This window comes from Cellvibrio fontiphilus (genome assembly GCF_042646205.1).
In the GTDB taxonomy this organism is placed as follows: Bacteria; Pseudomonadota; Gammaproteobacteria; order Pseudomonadales; family Cellvibrionaceae; genus Cellvibrio; species Cellvibrio fontiphilus_A.
Window position 1 is genome coordinate 540,363 of the sequence record NZ_JBHRTF010000003.1, and the last position, 19,328, is coordinate 559,690.

12 protein-coding genes are annotated in these 19,328 nt (G+C 44.6%); 11 read left to right on the top strand and 1 reads right to left on the bottom strand.

The window, feature by feature from the left end; genetic code table 11:
* Positions 1-72: 72 nt before the first annotated feature.
* From flgL to ACFODX_RS08060, 11 genes are all read left to right on the top strand, one after another.
* Positions 73-1,962, top strand: coding sequence for a flagellar hook-associated protein FlgL (flgL, locus tag ACFODX_RS08010; RefSeq protein ID WP_378117837.1), 1,890 nt, complete (start codon positions 73-75; stop codon positions 1,960-1,962).
* Positions 1,963-2,106: 144 nt separating this feature from the next.
* A complete protein-coding gene (locus ACFODX_RS08015) occupies positions 2,107-2,433 on the top strand; it encodes a flagellar protein FliT (RefSeq protein ID WP_378117839.1) in 327 nt (108 codons plus the stop codon).
* Positions 2,434-2,662: 229 nt separating this feature from the next.
* Positions 2,663-4,768 (top strand): flagellin N-terminal helical domain-containing protein, encoded by a 2,106-nt coding sequence (locus tag ACFODX_RS08020; RefSeq protein WP_378117841.1) that lies wholly within the window; start codon positions 2,663-2,665, stop codon positions 4,766-4,768.
* 59 nt (positions 4,769-4,827) lie between these two features.
* A complete protein-coding gene (locus ACFODX_RS08025; RefSeq protein ID WP_378117843.1) occupies positions 4,828-5,217 on the top strand; it encodes a flagellar protein FlaG in 390 nt (129 codons plus the stop codon).
* Positions 5,218-5,649: 432 nt separating this feature from the next.
* Positions 5,650-7,764 carry a flagellin N-terminal helical domain-containing protein gene (locus ACFODX_RS08030; protein WP_378117845.1) on the top strand — a complete coding sequence of 705 codons (2,115 nt, stop codon included), beginning with the start codon at positions 5,650-5,652 and terminating at the stop codon, positions 7,762-7,764.
* 140 nt (positions 7,765-7,904) lie between these two features.
* Positions 7,905-10,553, top strand: coding sequence for a CHASE domain-containing protein (locus ACFODX_RS08035; RefSeq protein ID WP_378117847.1), 2,649 nt, complete (start codon positions 7,905-7,907; stop codon positions 10,551-10,553).
* Between the two features lie 178 nt (positions 10,554-10,731).
* Positions 10,732-12,786 carry a flagellar filament capping protein FliD gene (gene fliD, locus ACFODX_RS08040; protein WP_378117849.1) on the top strand — a complete coding sequence of 685 codons (2,055 nt, stop codon included), beginning with the start codon at positions 10,732-10,734 and terminating at the stop codon, positions 12,784-12,786.
* A gap of 156 nt (positions 12,787-12,942) precedes the next feature.
* The gene (locus ACFODX_RS08045) at positions 12,943-13,641 is read left to right on the top strand and encodes an acylneuraminate cytidylyltransferase family protein (protein ID WP_378117851.1); all 699 of its coding nucleotides are present in this window, start codon (positions 12,943-12,945) and stop codon (positions 13,639-13,641) included.
* On the top strand, positions 13,613-14,710 hold the full coding sequence (locus ACFODX_RS08050) for an N-acetylneuraminate synthase family protein (protein WP_378117853.1): 1,098 nt from the start codon (positions 13,613-13,615) through the stop codon (positions 14,708-14,710). Before ACFODX_RS08045 ends, ACFODX_RS08050 begins: the two co-directional genes overlap by 29 nt.
* Positions 14,703-15,827: a UDP-N-acetylglucosamine 2-epimerase gene (gene neuC / locus ACFODX_RS08055; protein ID WP_378117856.1), complete on the top strand. Its 1,125-nt coding sequence runs from the start codon at positions 14,703-14,705 to the stop codon at positions 15,825-15,827. The genes ACFODX_RS08050 and neuC overlap by 8 nt, the downstream gene beginning before the upstream one ends.
* Before the next feature lie 5 nt (positions 15,828-15,832).
* Positions 15,833-16,987 carry a polysaccharide pyruvyl transferase family protein gene (locus tag ACFODX_RS08060; RefSeq protein WP_378117858.1) on the top strand — a complete coding sequence of 385 codons (1,155 nt, stop codon included), beginning with the start codon at positions 15,833-15,835 and terminating at the stop codon, positions 16,985-16,987.
* A gap of 87 nt (positions 16,988-17,074) precedes the next feature.
* Here the strand turns inward: ACFODX_RS08060 and ACFODX_RS08065 are convergent, their stop codons facing one another.
* Positions 17,075-19,159, bottom strand: a complete 2,085-nt coding sequence (locus ACFODX_RS08065) for a motility associated factor glycosyltransferase family protein (RefSeq protein WP_378117860.1) — start codon at positions 19,157-19,159, stop codon at positions 17,075-17,077.
* Positions 19,160-19,328 lie beyond the last annotated feature (169 nt).

Here is a 19,328-nt window from a genome sequence, read left to right on the forward strand (position 1 = left end):
GCTTCATGAATTACAAAGGCATTTGGCTGGCTAATTATTGCCGCTGCATTTGCCGCATTCAGGAGCAGAGTTATGCGTATATCCACTTCGCAAATCTACAATATCGCCACTCTGGGGATTAGTCAGGCACAAACAGCCGTGACTAAAACCCAGGAGCAAATGGCAACCGGTAAACGGATTCTTTCGCCCGCTGATGACCCTGTGGCAGCAACCACGATTTTGCAATTAAATCAGGAATTGGCCCGCACCGAGCAATACAAAAAAAATATCGATATTGCTGAAAACAGTTTGAACCTTGAAGAAACCAATATTCAAACGGTCGTCGATCTGGTGCATCGTATTCGTGAAATTGCTGTGTCGGCAGGTAATACCGCCGTATTTACCGCTAAAGATTACCAAGCGCTAGCGGCTGAAGTGGATACACGAATCAACGAATTGCTTAATTTGCAAAACACTCGCAATGCCTCCGGCCAATACATTTTTGCCGGCTATCAAAGTGGCACTAAGCCATTTGTTGGCGATGGCGGTGGTAATTTTGCTTATCTGGGTGATGAGGGACAGTTGCGTTTACAGGCATCTGCCTCGGTGAGTGTGGCGGTCAGTGATTCCGGCAAAAAATTATTTGTGGATATCCCCAGTGGCCACAATACCTTCATCACGTCGGCAAGCCCTGCGAATAAATCCTTACCTCCTGCCATTATTACCGTAGGCCAGGTATTTGATCAGGCTGAATTTGACAAACTCTATCCCGATGATTTGGTAGTTTCATTTACCAAAACAGCATCTGCAGTTAATTACTCTGTCACACAAAAATCCAATGGCAAACAATTGCTGGTTAATCAACCCTATGTGGCGGGGGTAGACATTGAAGTCGCCGGCGCACGTTTTCAGGTGCTGGGTAATCCCTATCCTGGTGAAGCAGCCATTGCTGCAGATTTGGGATTTGGTACAGGAACTTTTCCAGTCGATTTTTCGCTCACCAATAGCAATATTTCCATTACTGTAGGTGGCAAAACAGAAACGCTGGTGTTGGATCAAAACGTCACTAACACCAGTGATTTAGTGGCAGCATTTAACAGCATAACAGGGGCGCCCAATAGCAATGCCGATAAGCTGGCTAACCTGGGTATTACTGTTGATGCTACCGGCTTTCATTCACCCACTGGTTTGAATATTGTTGTGAGTAACGGCACAGCAGATACGGATGCAGCCTTGGGTATTGCCACCCAAGGTGCTGGCACCAGCTCGGTTAATTTGCCATTTTCATTTACTGCTGCGCAGGATTTCAGTGTATCGCCATTAACTTTTCAATTAGAAGTGAACGGAAAAACTGAAAACATTACTTTTAATCAAAATATTACCAATACCACTGATCTTGCCAATGCCTTTAATGATCCCATTAATGCAGCGCAATTAGCTCGCCTTGGTTTGAGTGTGACTGATCAAGGTATTATTTCAAAATCGAATGCCGTGGTAACCATTAAAGGGGGTAGCGCGTTTTTAGACAATGTAACCGGCCTGAATACGCAAGCTGCAGGCACCTCATCTACGCGCGGCAGATTGGTGCAGCCGGGTGATAGTTTTTTTGTTGAGTCCACGGATAAACAGGGCTTGTTAACAACCCTGTCTCGTTTTAGTGATGCAATGAAAAATGTACAGGATACGCCAGAGAGCAAGGCCGAACTGGCGAAACTGGTTGCTAAAACACTCACCAATCTTGAAAACTCAGTAACCAGCCTGGTGGCAACCCAGGGGGAGTTGGGTGCGCGATTAAATACCTTGGAAACATCCCGCGATTTAAATCTGGATGTCACCCTGTTCAGTAAAACTGTTTTATCCAGCCTGCAAGATTTGGATTACGCGGACGCGTCAATTCAATTGTCTATGCAGTCCTTCGTTTTAAGCGCCTCACAGCAGAGCTTTTCCAAGGTTAGTCAATTGACCTTGTTTAATTATTTGTAATCTATGGCAATGTAACAATCCGCTCCTTTCTATACGCCTGTGTTAAGTTCAGCAGGCGTAAACTCTTCGCTTCGATCCATTATCTTTTGCTAATCTAGGTGTATAGCGTTAGTCTGAAGTCGTTTCATACCAAAGAGTTGTTTTATGGAAAATAATGCCCTGCTAGATCCTCTTGAGCGCGCACTCAGCCAATCCCGTGCGTTATTGTCATTGGCGCAGGCTGGTGACTGGGAATCATTTGAAACTCTTGTTCAGCAGCGGCAACAGGGTCTGCTTTCATTAAATGATCAGGAATATCTGGAGTCCCTCACCATGGCAGACTTGGAGGCGAAAGCGGCTGAGGTGATTCAGGAGATTCAATCAATCAATCAAACCCTTTCTGAATTGGCGGAAGTAAGTCGCGAGGCTGTTGCGTCAGAATTACGTCATAGCAACAGGGCGGCAAAAGCTATCGATGCTTATGGTCGATAAATTGGCTACTCATAACCTTTATATATCTTTTTGTTCTATTTTTTCCTTAAAACAACAATAAATATTTAACTCAAGTGATAAAAATTTTCTAAAGCTCCTCCGGATTCTGTCGATAACCTTGTTAGAAGTGCTGATTAGTCATCTGTCTCAGACTTCATCAACCGACATGTAGCAGCAAGGCTCGTAATTGACAGCCACTGTCTACTGACATTAATCCAGGAGATTCATCATGGCTTTAGTCATTAACACAAACGTCGCCTCTCTGAATGCTCAGCGTCAGTTGATGAGTTCAGGCAATGCGCTTGACCGTGCGACAGAACGTTTGTCATCCGGTGCACGTATCAACTCAGCAAAAGACGACGCAGCAGGTCTGGCGATTTCAAACCGCATGACCTCACAAGTGCGTGGTCTCGACCAAGCAATCCGTAACGCAAACGATGGTGTGTCCTTAATTCAAACCGCGGAAGGTGCGCTGTCAGAATCAACAAACATTCTGCAACGTATGCGTGAACTGTCCGTTCAGTCTGCGAACGGTATCTATAGCTCCGGTGACCGCGCCACCTTGAATGCCGAGGTGCAACAGCTCGTAAAAGAGTTGGATCGTATCGCTGAAACCACTGCGTTTAACGGTCAAAAACTGTTGGACGGTAAGTTGGGCAAGGTGGACTTGCAAGTTGGTGCTGACGCCAACCAAACCATTAGCTTCAAAGTACAAGCTATGGATGCTAAAACTCTGGGTATGGGCTCTACCAGTGTGGATTTGTTGGGTGCTGAGTTCTCCCTGAGTCTGTTGACTGGTGCCAATGACCTTAAAGATGGCGATGTGCTTATCAATGGCCAAACCATCGGTGATTTTGGCGCCTCAGCGGATACCCTGAACGATCTGATTGCCAATATTAATGAGAAAGTCAGTGGTGTAACTGCTTCAGCGATGACCCAACTGAATGGTTCTCGTGTAGGTAGCGGGATTATTGATAACGACGCAGGCGAAGGGTTGGATATTACTGTTACCTCGTTAAATGGTGGCACCCAAACCTATCAATTGCGCGAAAATACCACTAACTTGGAAGAATTGACGGAAGCAATTAACCGCGTAACTGGCGGTGCTGTAAATGCGTCTGTTGGTGATGATGGCGTATTAACTCTTGCCAATAACACCGGTGCTACCATCACTGTAGCCGGTACAGGTGGTTTGGATGAGGCTGACGTGTTGGGTATGGAAGCTGGTGTTGGTGATGCATTGTCGCAACGTGGCCAGTTGGTACTGACCTCTGACGATGACAAGCCAATTACTATCAGCCGTGGCAACACCGGTAGCCAATTGGATCTGAATAGACTGGGCTTCCGTGAAAGTCAGTCAGGCGGTGTAATTGAAGGTGCTGGTCTGACCACTGCTAATGCTGATGCATCCTGGGGTGTTGGCGACCTGACTATTAATGGTGTGGTTATCTCCAACAAAGATACTGATAGCCTGATCGGAAAAATTAACGCTATCAACAAATCCACTTCCGACACTGGCGTGACTGCTAATGCATTCTCCAGTGCCGTGATCGACATGAGTGGTGTGAGTATCGCAACTGCTTTTGCTGGTGGTCAAACCGAGTTCAAACTGAACGGTATTAACGTAGATTTGACTGGCGTAACGACACTCCAAGGTATGGTTGACGAACTCAATGATCTGAGCAATACCACCGGTGTTCGCGCGGCCATCTCGGGTACTCGTGTCATTCTGGAGTCAGATCAAGGGGCAATCCGCTTCTCTGATACCACTACTGCAGCAAACAGTGTGTTTGGTACTGATAACGCCGGTTTGGTGGGTGCAACTATCACCGAGTTTATGTCCGACTCTACTGAGGTCGCAGCAGCAGCCAGCTTGGCAGCCGCCGGCCGCGTAGTAGAAGCAGGCATTAAGTTGACCAGCTCCAGTGGTAACCCTATCAGCGTTGAGCTGGGCATCAATGCAACAGCCGCTGAGATCGGTATTCTGGAAGCTAACTCAACTGCTGGCGGTGCCTTCGGTTCAGCGATTGCCTCCATCAGCATCGATACCCAAGCGAACGCGCAGAAAGCTATCAAGGTGATCGACAATGCCTTGACTACCATCAACGATGTGCGTTCAAACCTCGGTGCGATCAATAACCGTCTGGACTTTACAGTATCCAACCTGGCGAACATCTCAGAGAAAACGTCTTCTGCTCGCTCTCGGATTACTGACGCCGACTTCGCCGCGGAAACTGCAGCACTAAGTCGTTCACAAGTACTGCAACAGGCTGCCTCTGCGATGTTGGCTCAGTCAAACGCTCGTCCACAACAGGTTCTGTCTCTCTTGAGATAAGTTAACCCAACCCTCGCATAGCCCCGGTTATGCGAGGGATTTCATTTGAGGGCCAGGTTATGAGTGACATGACTAAAATAGCTGCTGCACCGGTTCAGGTTTCACCTGTACCGGTGTTGTCGCAGGCGAGCGGTACTAAAGGTCAAAAAACCGGCAACGATTTGCCGCCGGTTGCCGTAGGTACTGCCGCTCCAGCGGCGGCAAACGTCAATCCACAGGCAATGCAAGAGCAGGTTCAGGCCGCCGTTGCGCAAATGAATGAATATATTCAGAGTACACAGCGAGATTTAAATTTTAGCTACGATCCTGAATCTGGTGAGACGGTTGTCAAAGTGTTGGATCGTGAAACGCAAGAAGTTATTCGTCAAATTCCTGATGAAATATTTTTGCGTTTGGCGCAGCAACTGACTCCCGATGAGCCGGTTAGTTTGTTTAGTGCGCAGGCGTAAAACTCTGTAAAAACAAGGTGTTAAACCATTTTTTTTGGCTGCTGTGAACGGGCCGGATGAACTAAAAAACGCGAGCTTGCAGATGCCGGCTCGCGTTTTTTTTGCTTAATAGTTTTTATCATGTTGTTTCAATTCTGCATTAAAAATTCTTACGCGGAGTAACAAAACACATCGCGCTTTATATTTGGTTACAGCCTTTTTGATCTAATTATTTCACTCGCAATTTCTCCTGAAAAAATCCTTGGCACAGTCTGTGCAAAAGTCCACTTAGGCGACCCGTATAGAAATCCTGTTGGTATTTATTTCTTACAAGTCTTGCCACGAAGTTCTCACAAACGGCGCAATTTCGGTTGCCGATGTTTCTGGGCTTCATCAGTCGGCTTGTCACAGCACACGCAACTGTGAACAGGAACAATCATTAGGAGATTTATTATGCCTTTAGTCATTAACACCAATGTCGCTTCCTTGAATTCACAGCGTCAATTGATGAACTCAGGAAATGCGCTGGATCGGGCAACCGAGCGTTTGTCTTCCGGTCAACGTATCAACTCTGCCAAAGACGATGCCGCGGGCCTGGCAATTTCTAACCGTATGACTTCGCAAATTCGCGGGCTGGATCAGGCGATACGTAATGCGAATGACGGTGTGTCATTAATCCAAACAGCGGAAGGTGCGCTGCAGGAGACCACCAACATTTTGCAACGTATGCGCGAACTGGCGATTCAGTCTGCCAACGGTATTTACTCCGATGCTGACCGCCAAACATTGGATGCGGAAGTACAGCAACTTATTTTAGAAATGGATCGCATCGCAAAATCCACTTCATTCAACGGCCAGAAACTGCTGGATGGATCACTTGGTAAAGTTCAATTACAAGTTGGTTCTGATGCGAACCAGACGATTGAACTAAAAGTTCAAGCGATGGATGCCAAAACCCTGGGTATGGGCTCTGTCAGTGTGGATGTGCTTGGTGCTGAATTTAGCTTATCGCTATTCTCGTCTACTGCAGGTACTGATATTCGCGATGGCGATATCTTGATTAATGGGCAGTCCATTGGAGAGTTTGATGCTGCCGCCAGTGCGGAAACAAACACCTTGGCGGAGTTCCTGGTCGCTATTAACGAGCGGCTCAGTGGCGTTACCGCATCTGCAATGACACAGCTCAATGCATCCCAACTAGGCAATGGTGTTATCGATAACGATGCGGGCCAAGGCCTGGATATCACGGTGACAGCGCTCAATGGTGCGGTTCAGAGTTATCAAATACGCGAAAACACAACCAGTATGGATGAATTGATCGAAACGATTCACCGTATCACTGGTGGTGAAATACGTGCAGAGGTAGATGACAGTGGAAAATTGTCGTTGACCAACAATACCGGTTCCACAATCGCCGTTTCAGCAGCAGGTGGTCTGGATTTGCAATCTGCAGTGGGTATGGCCGCCTCTGTTGGTGATGGTTTGGATCAACGTGGACAAATTGTGCTCACATCGGAAGATGATAAACCTATCAAAATTTCCCGTGGTAATACCGGCAGCCTGCAGGATTTGAATAGACTCGGCTTCCGTGAAAATCAGGGAGGCGGTGTCATTGAGGGTGCAAGCATAACAACGGCAGCCGCAGAGGCCTCATGGGGCGTGGGTGACTTAACCATCAATGGTGTAGTTATCAGTAATAAAAATACCGATAGTCTTATTGGTAAGGTCAATGCGATCAACGCCGTGAGCAACGATACCGGAGTCACCGCTAACGCCTTCTCGACAGTCACTATCGACACCAGTGGAATGAGTATCGCGACTGCATTCGCAGGCACTGCCGATAATATCTTGCTCAACGGTGTCAATATCAATTTGTCGACAGTAACTACTGCCCAAGAGTTGGTGGACACCTTTAATGCCAACAGCAATACAACGGGTGTAACTGCGTCCTTGTTGGGTAACAAGATCGTGCTTGAGTCTGACCAAGGGGCGATTCGCTTTAACGATGCAACGGCAGACAGTGCATTTGGTGCCGCTAACGCAGGTTTTTCAGGCGCTGAATTTACCAAGTTCATGGCTGATGGCACTGAAGTGATTACCGCTGGTTCCATTGCTGATGGCCTGCGTGTTGAAGCTGGCATTAAATTAACCAGTGCTAACGGAAATCCGATCAGTGTTGAGTTAGGTATTAACGCAACTGCGGCTGAAATCGGCTTGCTGGAAGCTAACTCAACGGCTGGTGGCGCGTTTGGAACTGCAATCGCTTCTATCAGTATCGACACAGCAGCCAAAGCTCAAAAAGCAATTGGCGTGATTGATAAAGCGCTCACCACAATCAATGACACTCGTTCGCAACTTGGTGCGATCAACAACCGGCTGGACTTTACTATGTCTAACCTGGCGAACGTTTCTGAGAAAACCTCAGCGTCGCGTTCACGGATTGTGGATGCTGACTTTGCGGCGGAAACTGCAGCACTGAGTAGGGCGCAAGTGTTACAGCAGGCTGCACAGGCAATGTTGGCGCAATCCAATGCGCGGCCAGAGCAGGTGTTGCAGTTACTCAGATAGCAATATAAATAAACCATGCATAAAAAAACCGCAGCATGCTGCGGTTTTTTTATGCCTGTAAAATCTGGCGAATTAGAAAAACCTTCCAGCTAATAATTATCAACTAGGCTTAACTCATTAATATTACTGGCTGTTTTGGCATGTCATCTATTTTGGGTTCATCTTCATTCAGGGCGCTGTTGCGCATACTGTCACTCGCAGGGGGCTACTGGTTTTCAGGCTGGATCTCCCTGCAATTAGCTATACCTCCGGGTTTTGTTAGCGGGTTATTTCTGCCTATGGGGATAGCGTTGGGAGCCATCCTTATTTGGGGTTGGTCGATGCTCTTTGGGGTATTGATTGGATCTTGCTTGCTTAATATCTCCGTTGTTTTGTTAGCGGGGCAGTCATTTTCCTGGGCAGTGTTTAGTTTGGCCTTTGAAATTGCGCTTGGCAGTGCACTGGCGGGGGCATTCGGGGCATGGCTTATTCGTCGTTATGTTGGCTTTCCCAACGATTTAACTGATGAGCGCAAGATTTTTCTTTTTTTTATTTTGGGTGGCCCAATTGCAACCAGCATCAGTGCCAGTGTCGGTTCATTGGCGCTATTTTTTAACGGCATCATTCAAGGTAAGCAATTGTTTTACAGCTGGTGGACCTGGTGGATTGGCGATGCTATCGGTGTGCTAATCGCAACTCCGCTGATGTGTATTTTTTTTGCTGCCCCGCGAAACGTTTGGCGTAACCGCCGTGCTGCTGTGGGTGTACCACTGGTATTTAGCTCTATCGTAGTGGTAGTGGTGTTTGTGATGGCTAGTATGAGTGAGCAGAAAAAAATGGAGGCACAATTCAGGCAGGAAGCCCAGGTTGTTGTTTCTTCGGTTAAGTTGGGGCTGTCATCGGTAGAATATATATTGGCCGCTCTGGGCGGGCTCTTTATTTCGTCCGATAACGTTACGCGCAAAGAATTTAGTGCGTATATCGACCATGTTATTGTTAAAAAGCATGGTGTGTCCGGCTTTTCCTGGAATCGTTATGTCCGCCGTGATGAGCGTGAAAATTTTGAACAAAAAATGCGCAGTGAGGGCTTTGAGGGATTCTATATAAAAGAAAAAAATGCATCGGGTACTTTTGTAAAAGCGAGTGAGCGTGATGACTATGTTGTCATCGGTTATATTGAACCTTGGCAAGAAAATAATGCTATACATGGTCTTGATGTCGCGGTAGATCCAGTTCGTGCTGCTGCCTTAAATCGCGCTCTGGAATCCAATGCATTTGCTGTCACCAGCCCCCTGCAATTAATGCAAGACAAGCAATATTCTCCCGGTGTTATTGCCTTTTTTCCGGTGTTTGATCTGGCCCGATTAAACACACTGTCAGCTAATAAAAAAAACTGGTTGTTGGGTTATGCCACAGCCATTGTACGCACTAATGATTTGATCGCCGATACGCTTACCCCATTTAAAACCGATGATTACAATCTAATTATCACCGATATCACCCAAAAGGCTAATCCGCTGCGTTTTTATACCAAAGGGCAGGTAGCAATACCGGCGTATGCACAGGATCTGATTTTAGAGGAGCGTGTTGTCTTGGGGGGCCGAGAGCTATTGATCAGTGTCAGTCCAACCGAAAAGTTTTTGTCTGAACACGTCAGTTTGCAAGCCTGGTTTGTCTTGGCGGGTGGCTTGTTATTTTGTAGTTTGTTAGGCGGTTTTTTACTATCGATTAGTGGGCGTACACAACATGTCACCAACTTGGTTGAACAGCGTACACGTGAGCTAGCATCAATATTTGAAAATGCTGCCGAAGCCATTTTAGTCGTCGATGAAAACGGGGGGATTCAAAAAGCTAACCCCGCAGCGGCGACATTATTTGCTTATCCGCTCGCTGATTTTAGGCACCTACAGATTGTTGCCTTAATACCTGCTTTGCAGGGAAGGTTGAATGAGTTGCATCTTGCCGTTTTACCTAGCGAATTGCGTGAAACCATTGGTCAGCGTAGCGATGGCGCCAACGTTAGTGTAGAACTCAGTATTAGTCCGGTAGATATCAGTGAGCAAAAGTTCTTCACTTTTATCATTCATGATGTCACGGCGCGCCGCAAAGTTGATCTGTTAAAAACTGAGTTTATATCAACGGTTAGTCATGAATTGCGCACCCCCTTAACTTCCATCAAAGGTGCTTTGAGCATAGTGCTCAGCGGTAATACCGGTGTGCTCGATGAAAAAGCCAACCATTTATTGGCGATTGCCAAAAATAATGCGGATCGTTTAGCGCGGCTGGTAAACGATATTCTGGACATAGATAAATTGGAGTTTGGCAATGTGCAGTTGAATATGCAGCCAGCACCTATTTATCCACTATTAAAACAAGCAGTGGAACAAAATCACGCCTACGCTGAACGTTATTGCATCCACTTGCAGCTGGATTTACCGCGTGAGGCGTTAATGTCGCTTAGAGTCAACATTGACGCAGATCGATTTCTCCAGGTTATGTCCAATTTGATTTCTAATGCCATCAAATTCTCACACCGCCAATCAGTAGTGCGTGTAAATTTACAGCGCGAAGAAGACAATATTCTGATATCGGTGATAGACACAGGGCAGGGAATTCCTGATGAGTTTCGCCAGCGCATATTTACCAAATTTGCCCAAGCAGACTCTTCCGATACCCGTCGGCGGGATGGTACTGGGCTAGGGTTGAGTATAACCAAAGTGATTGTTGATGCCATGGGCGGGAGTATTGACTATGTCTCTACCGTCAATAAGGGCACAACCTTTACTATCCGACTGCCAATCGTGAGTTGAATCATTACTATTCAACCCTTTGCTGTTATCCATAGTTGGCATTTTTTATGCTTTGATCATTTGATGGGAATATTTGATGGGAATATTCCCCAAAAAAAGCGGCAAAAACGGCTAAAGTTTACCCACGGGTTGCCGCTATATTTACGAAGCGGTAGGCCTTTGGGTTGGGGGTAATTTCATGGTAAGCACTACATCGAGCACAACAAACAATGCATCGACAGGTTCGAGCATTATCAGTGCCTTGGGCACAGGCTCAGGTATCGATACCAATAAGCTGGCAGATCAACTGACAGAAGCCAGTAAAATGGCTCAAGCTGGACGCCTCACTACCAAGAAAACCCTGCTGGAAACACAAATTTCTGATTTCGGTTTGTTGCGCAGTTCATTGTCAAAGTTGGAAACCGCTGCCGCTGCTTTGGGAAGCGCGGATACCTTTAATGCCAAATCCCTGTCGATACCCGATACCAAACTGCTGGCCATGACTAAATTAGATGCCAAAGCCGCAGCGGGTAGTTATCAATTAAAAGTAGAGCAAATTGCCCAGTCCCAATCACTTAGTTCGGGCAGTTTTTCGTCGCTCACCTCACCTGTGGGCAAGGGTACTCTGACACTGCGTTTAGGTGAGTGGAACGCAGGCCTTACTACTTTTGGGGTGGATTCCACTAAAACCGGTGCCACCATCACGATTGACGACACCAACAATTCCCTCACTGGATTACGCGATGCCATTAATAAAGCTGATATCGGTGTATCGGCCAGTATCGTTGGGGATGGCGGAGCCTACAAACTCCTACTAACGGCGAACTCAGGTGCTAAAAGTGAAATTGAAATCACCGCCACGGAGGATGCGGGAGCATTGGGTTTGGCCAGTTTCAATTTCAATGAAACTACACGTAACCTAACCCAACAACAGGAAGGATTAGACTCCAAAATCCGTGTTAATGGTTTGTTGGTGAGCCGTGAGTCCAATCAGATTAAAGATGTTGTTGAGGGGTTGGAGTTCGATCTGTTTGAAGCTTCACTCACAGAAACAGTGAGCATCACCATTGCAGAAGACAAATCAATTGCTGAGCAAACAATTCGCGATTTTGTGACTGCCTATAACACCTTCAAAACTGAAGTGGAAAAGCTGGTCGGATTTGATACTGAATTGAAAGACTATGGCAGCCTGCATCGCGATCCCTTGGCGAAAAATCTGATGCAAGGCATTCGTAATGTATTGTCTTCTTCTGTGCCTGGCTTGAGCGATGGATTTACCAGTTTGTCCAATTTGGGAATTCGTACAGAGTTGGATGGTTCATTAAAGATTATTGAAACAGAAGGAAATACCGGCTTTCGCGCTGCTATAGATAATAATTTCGATTGGGTGCGTGATCTCTTTGTCCCCAAAACTTCATCATCAGTTACTAATATTGACGTGACTAAGTTTTCTGCAAAGAGTCAGCCCGGTAATTATGAGGTTGTCATTACCCAGCAGCCATCCAAGGGCATGTTAACTGCTAATGATGTTGCATTAACTTTTCCGATTGATACGACTGGAAAGGACTATCAGTTTAAAATCAAAATAGATGGCGCTGAATCTGCATTGATTTCACTACCGGATGGGAAAATTTATGCATCAGGTGCCGAATTGGCAACAGAGTTGCAGAGCTTGATTAACTTGGATGCAGATATTAAAGCGGCACGCGCTACTGTATCGGTGAGTTTCTCCAGCAATAAATTAGTGTTTACCTCAGATGCTTACGGCTCATCCAGTAAAGTAGAGTTTTCCGCTATAGGTGCAGACATTTCAGACTTGGGAATTGCCCTTGGCGCGGGTACCACAGGTACCAATGTAGGCGGAACCGTAAACGGTGAGGCCGCTTTTGGTTTTGGAAACGTACTTTTGCCAGCCCTGGGGAGTAAAGCAGAGGGCCTGAGTATGACGGTTCAGCCAGGCGCGACCAGCGGCACTATTACATTTTCACGCGGCTTTTCTGGCACCATGACCAGCTTGGTTAACGACTTCCTAAAGACATCCGGTCTTATCAAGGAGCGCGAAACTTCTATTAACAAAGATATTGATAAGGTTGAAAAAGACGAAGAAGCGTTGGATCGTCGCAGTGATGCTTATCGTGCGCGGTTGATGGCGCAATTCCAGGCGATGGAATCCATAGTTCGCGGTTTGAACTCTACCGGTGATTTTTTGGATGGAATTCTTGATCGCCTACCTTTTACCGCTAAAAGCGGCTGATAAATAGTCTTTTAATTACTACCCAGTCTTTAGAGCGGCTTCTGCCGCTCGGTTCACTCGTTTATCCCTGTTAATTCTCATTCCTTCCGTGACCTTTGGCAGAACCTTTGCTATATAACTAATTACTATTGCAATCGTCAAAAGTTGGACACTCCTATGCCAAAAGTATTCGCGCTCATACCTGCACGCGGTGGATCAAAGGGCATACCGCAAAAAAATATTGCCCCACTATTAGATCAACCGCTGATAGCTTATACCTTGCTTGCAGCTAAGGCATCGGGGGTGATGGATCACATCTATGTCTCCTCAGATGACGATCAAATTTTATCTGTTGCGCATTATTACGGCGTTGAGCGCCTAAAGCGTGACCCACACTTGGCCCGGGATGAATCACCTACTGATCCGGTCATTAGTGAATTTATTCATCGGATTAAACCTGCTAATAAAGACATTATTGTCTTGCTGCAGCCAACTTCACCATTACGCACTGCGGAGCATATTTGTGATGCTTTGGCTGAGTTTCGCGATTTTCCAACTTGTCACAGTTTGATCAGCGTGTATGAAATCAGTAATAAATACATGAAAGCTTATGTGGGGGGCGGGGAATTTTTACATCCCTTGGCGGGTGAACATACATCTTATACTCGTCGGCAAGATCTGCCATCGTTGTATATGCCCAATGGCGCTATCTACATTTTTAAAGTGGAAGATTTTCTGCGTGAAGAAAAAATTCCGCGCACTCACATCATTCCTTATTTAATGTCTGATGAAGATAGCTTGGATATAGACACTCCTAATGATTTGATTGCTGCAGCAGAGCGCTTGAGTGAGAGGAAAGACAACAATGACAAATAATGTAATTAACATTGGTGGTCGTTTGGTAGGCCCGGATTATCCCCCGCTGGTAATCGCGGAAATAGGCATTAATCATAATGGTTCACTGACTATTGCTAAAGAAATGGTAGATGCTGCGATAGCCGCAGGTGCTGAAGTCATTAAACATCAAACCCACATAGTGGAAGACGAAATGGCGGGGGAGGCCAAGCGCATTAAGCCCGGCAATTCCGATAAGCCTATTTATAAAATTATGGAAGAGTGCGCCTTAAGTGAGGCTGACGAAATTGCTTTGCAACAGTATGTTCTGGCAAAGGGCGCAATTTTTATCAGTACACCTTTTTCTCGTGCCGCTGCCGAACGATTGGAGCGCATGAATATTCCTGCTTACAAAATTGGTTCAGGTGAATGTAATAACTATCCTTTAATCAAACATATTGCTCAAAAGGGAAAGCCGATTATTCTAAGCACGGGCATGAATACTATCGAAAGTATTGCTAAAGCTGTTGCTATTTTTCGCGAATACCAGGTTCCTTACGCGTTAATGCATTGTACGAATATTTATCCAACGCCTCCTGAGTTGGTCAGATTAGAAGCGGTACGTGAGTTGCAACAGGCTTTTCCTGATGCAGTTGTTGGTTTGTCAGATCATACGGTGGGTAATTATGCATGCTTGGGTGCGGTTGCTTTGGGTGCAGATTTATTGGAGCGCCATTTTACCGACTCCATGTCGCGTGAAGGTCCGGACATAGTCTGTTCTATGGACCCTGCCGCGTTAAGCGAATTAATAAAAGGTTCTGCGTTATTGCATAAAATGCGTGGTGGTAGAAAAGGCATAGTAAAAGAGGAGCAGCCTACAATTAACTTTGCCTACGCTACGGTTGTTACTATTAAAGCAATTAAGAAAGGCGAGTTATTTACTGCAGAAAATATCTGGGTAAAACGTCCCGGCACCGGGGAAATATTGGCTGAGTTTTATGACGATGTGATAGGTAAAGTGGCGACAGAAGATATAGCGGCTGATGAACTGGTTGCCTATCGACAAGTTGCTGGTTTGACGCCTTTTAAAGCAGGAAATAGCTGTGAGTAAAAGAATAGTTTTTCTTTCGGGCACCCGTGCAGATTTTGGAAAAATTCGCTCACTGCTCGATATATTGCAAACATCCCCTGAATTTGAGGTGCATATTTTTGTTACTGGAATGCACATGTTGCGTAAATATGGATATACCTGCCGTGAGATTGAGCGACGCGGTTACAAAAATATTTATCAATACATTAATCAGAATTACAGCGACACAATGGATTCGGTGTTAGGTAAAACCATTGCTGGCCTATCAGATTATGTTAAGGAAATTCAGCCTGATATGCTGGTTGTTCACGGCGATCGAGTTGAGGCGCTGGCTGGGGCAATTGTTGGCAGTCTGAATAATATTCTTGTCGGGCATATCGAGGGAGGCGAGGTATCAGGTACGATTGATGATCTTATTCGTCACTCGGTGAGCAAGCTTTCGCATTTGCATTTTGTTACCAATGATCGGGCAAAGCAGCGTTTAATTCAGTTGGGTGAACTTGATAAAAATATCTATCCCATTGGTTCTCCTGATGTGGATTCGTTATTTTCACCTGACTTACCAACGCTAGATGAAGTAAAGAGTTGGTATGGTATTCCTTTTAATAATTATGCGGTTATGTTGTTTCATCCGGTTACGACTGAAGTGGATGATGTGGCGCGGCAAATCAATGAGTTGGTAAATGCAGTAATTGATTCAAATAAAAACTACATTGTTATTTATCCAAACAATGACAGTGGTAGCGATAAAATTATTACTGAATATTCGCGCATTGAAAAAAACACCTTAAATTTTAAAGTCTATCCATCCATGCGTTTTGATTATTTTCTAACTTTGCTAAAGAATGCCGAGTTTATTATTGGTAACTCCAGTTCGGCGCTAATGGAGGCGCCTTATTATGGCGTTCCGGCTATCAATATTGGTTCTCGCCAATCGAATCGGGCAAATTTACCTGGTGTTATCAATTGCTCGGCAGACTATGCTGCTATATCTGCTGCACTTGCTGATATTGAAGGATTGAAGCCTGAACCTATTAAACATTTTGGTGATGGCGATAGTAGCCAAAAGTTTTTTTCGATACTACAGAAAGAGCAGTTTTGGAATACCAATAAACAAAAAACTTTTGTGGATCTATAAAATTAATGAAAGTTCTTCATGTGGCGAGTTTTACAGGCAATATTGGTGATAATGCCAATCATATTGGAATGCGTTCACGGTTGGAGGCGGTTTTAGGCGCCAGGCCTGAATATACTGAGCTTGAGATTCGCTATTGTTATCAAATCTATACCGGTGAGCATCGTTGGTTTTTTGATGATGATTTTGTCGAAAAGGCCAATGCTCATGATTTGATTATTATCGGCGGTGGTAACTTTTTTGAGCCTTGGATTACTGATTCTGCAACAGCCACTACGATCAATATTACTAATGAAAGACTGGAAAAAATTTCCAAGCCACTGGTTTTTTATGGGGTTGGGTTTGATATTCATAAGGGAGCTACTACTGAAAACCTTAAAAAATTTTCTAGCTTCCTTTGTCAGTGCATAAAACAATCAAATGTTTTTGTTTCATTTAGAAATGATGGCTCATTGAAAAACTTAAAGCTGGCTTATCCTGATCGGCCGGATTTATGGAGTGCAATTGATGTTGTTCCCGATGGTGGTTTTTTTTATAAGGTAGGGAAAACACCCTCTCCTTATATATCGGGTGAGAGTTTTTGGGGCATTAATATCGCCTCGGATATGGAGTCGCTTCGTTTCCCTGCTGGGCAAATAAGTGGGATTACCTGGAAGGAGTTTTTAACCGAATTCGCTGGATTTTTGCAGCAGTCTCTAGAGAAGAATCCACAGCTTAAACTTATCTTCTTTCCTCATATCTTTCGCGATGTACTCTCCATCGGTGAGTTTATGACGTACATGGATGATCGTTTGTGTCGCGATAGGGTAGTAGTTGCACCTTTTAGTTGTGGTTGGGGGGCATGTAATCATTTGTTTTCTTTGTACCAACGATGTGAATTGGTTTTGGGGATGCGCTTTCATACCAATGTTTGCTCAATAGCAATGAATATACCGGCAATACCGTTGGTTAGTTACCCTAAATTGAAAGACTTATATGAAGAGCTTGGATTTGAAGAGCGGGTAGCTGTAGTTAATAGGAGAGGGTTTTCTGAGGAGCTTTCAGTTTTGTCCTCCCTTGTTAATAAAAACTCTGTAAGAAAAAGCAACAAGGATCTAATTGTGAAGCTTGGTGCCATTGCGGATTCATTCTTTGAGAAAATTAAGGTTCATTCTTTCAGCTAAAGTTTCAGATCCTATATTTCAATTTTCTAACTTCAGTCCCCCTGTTTTTCAGGGGGATTTTTTTTGCGGTGGATGTTGCTCTTGGTACTATGATTCTTTTGGCTTAATTTTCTCTGCCAGATTGCGTGAGCGAGTATCTGTTTTGAGCAAGTTGTTGAGAAGTTTTTGTTCTGCATGATCCATAAAGTCTAGATAGTATTGTTTCCCATTGTTAAATATCTCGACCCCCTCTTCGATGCTGCTTCCGTTATACAATGATTTGGCAAGCACAAAGTTAAAAGAATGGACACTGCCTTTTATTAAAGAATATGCATATTGCATGATCTTATCTTTCCCTGCCGCAATGGCTAGGTTGTGGTGCTTGGTGAGCATCAAAAATGCTTCACTACGACTATGCGCATCAGGAGTAAAAATTTCTCGAAATTGAGTGAATAAATTCAGTACAGGTGAGAATTTATTAATCACCTCGTCATTATTTTTAATTTTCTTGAGGCCATTCATGCTGAAATGGCTATCAAAAAGCTTTCTTGTATAGCTGCTCTTATCAAATGCTTGGTATTTTTCTAAATTGATATCGGCATAATGGGTAGGTTTTGCTCCCCTAATAAATGCGCCTTCGCTGGTGTTGTAACAGTGAATATGTGGGTTTTGTTGCAACAGTGCCTCTATCGATAGTCGCGCATGTGAATAAACGGTTGTACTGGTAATTTTATTACCAAAATTGCCTTCCAGAGTGATATTGCTTTCTGCATTGTGTTTGTACAAATTAAGGCTTTCTTGATGCTCTTCACCGATATCGTAATGTTTGCTTAGTGCTGAGTGGTGCGCACCGTCGGCAGCAAACCCGAAGTCCATCCCAAATAAATATATTTCATTGAAGCCAAGAGCGGCTGAAAAGGCCATTCCGGTATTGCCAACCGTGGGGTTAGACAGGGCCATATTAATTACAAATTGCTCTTCCCCAATATATTGGCAAATAAAATGGGTTCCCAAGTCATTGCTCTTCATGCCCATGCCCACGGTATTGAACAGTGCGTATGTGTCCGGGTGGACAGTATTTAGGCCAAGCAAAATTATTTCTTTACGAATTTCTTCTGTAGTGGAGGTCTCAATCCATTCAACAACCGGTCGAGTACGCTCCATTTCAATATGGAAGTCAGGTTTGATTCCTAGTTTTATTAGTGACCCCAATGCGGTGCCGCAAGAAAAAATAACGGCTTTGTCTCTATTCGCGAGTAAAAAATCTTTTGCTTTATCTAATGAAGGGCCGTTGGCAATTACGAATGCAGGTTTGTCACGATAATTTTGATTTAACAAAACATGGTCGCGCAATATGGGAACTTCATTGCGGTAGTTGGCAACTGAGTGCGACAGGCTGATTTGCTCATCATCAAAATAACCCATAGCACCTATCAAAGTTGGCAGTTTTTCAAAGAACATTGATGTAGTGGCCTTCATTTCAGGGCTACTCAGATGATCAAAGAAATTTGGTTTTGCTGCATTGAACAAGCCTATTTGATTGAGATACACACGGATTTGCTCATAACATTCATCCGGTGTTTGACCGAGAATCAAATTAAATGTGGTGTTCTCACGATCAAAGTGCTCATAGAGTTTGTGCCAATCCAGGGTGTGTAATGCAGCGTAAAAAATGTCTTCATGTGGTTCGATGATGCATAAATGCTTGATATCAGTCACTTGGAGTAGCTGCGTTATGTGAAATCCCAAGCCTATTCCCATTACCAGCATAAATTGTGTTTCTTGCTCCAATGGAACCATGATGTTGGTGAGTTCTTTGGAGTTTATATAGTCAATCAATGGATTCATTTTACTGATGTGAGCATCATTTTCTGCATCCAACGCTTTGGTTGTACGAGCGAGCACCCGGTAGCGCGATGGATAAAGTTTGTATTGATTGACGTATTCCTGACAAAAAATTAGCGGGTCTTTGTTAAATACAGGAGAGTTTCCCATATCAGCATTAACGAGGTTGATATAGCCCTCAGGCATTAACATCATTTTAATTTTTGTGGGTATGTAGTTTCGATACTTATTGTAAATAGTCGGTTCAGCCTGACTAAAAAACTCCATGTTTTTTTGAAACATCATCTCCAGTTCAAGATTTTTTTGTTTGAGTTCTGCTTGGCGAATGATTTCTTGGAGCTGATCCATGGGTTGCCTCTGAATATATGACTGCCAAATAAATGACGTATAGCTAGTAAATTATCGAACTACGCAGTTTTTATGCCAGAAGTATAGTCACTTTGCTCCATATCACCATGATTTACTGTGTCTCACTATATTTCGAGCAATAAAAAACCCGCATTGCTGCGGGTTTTTT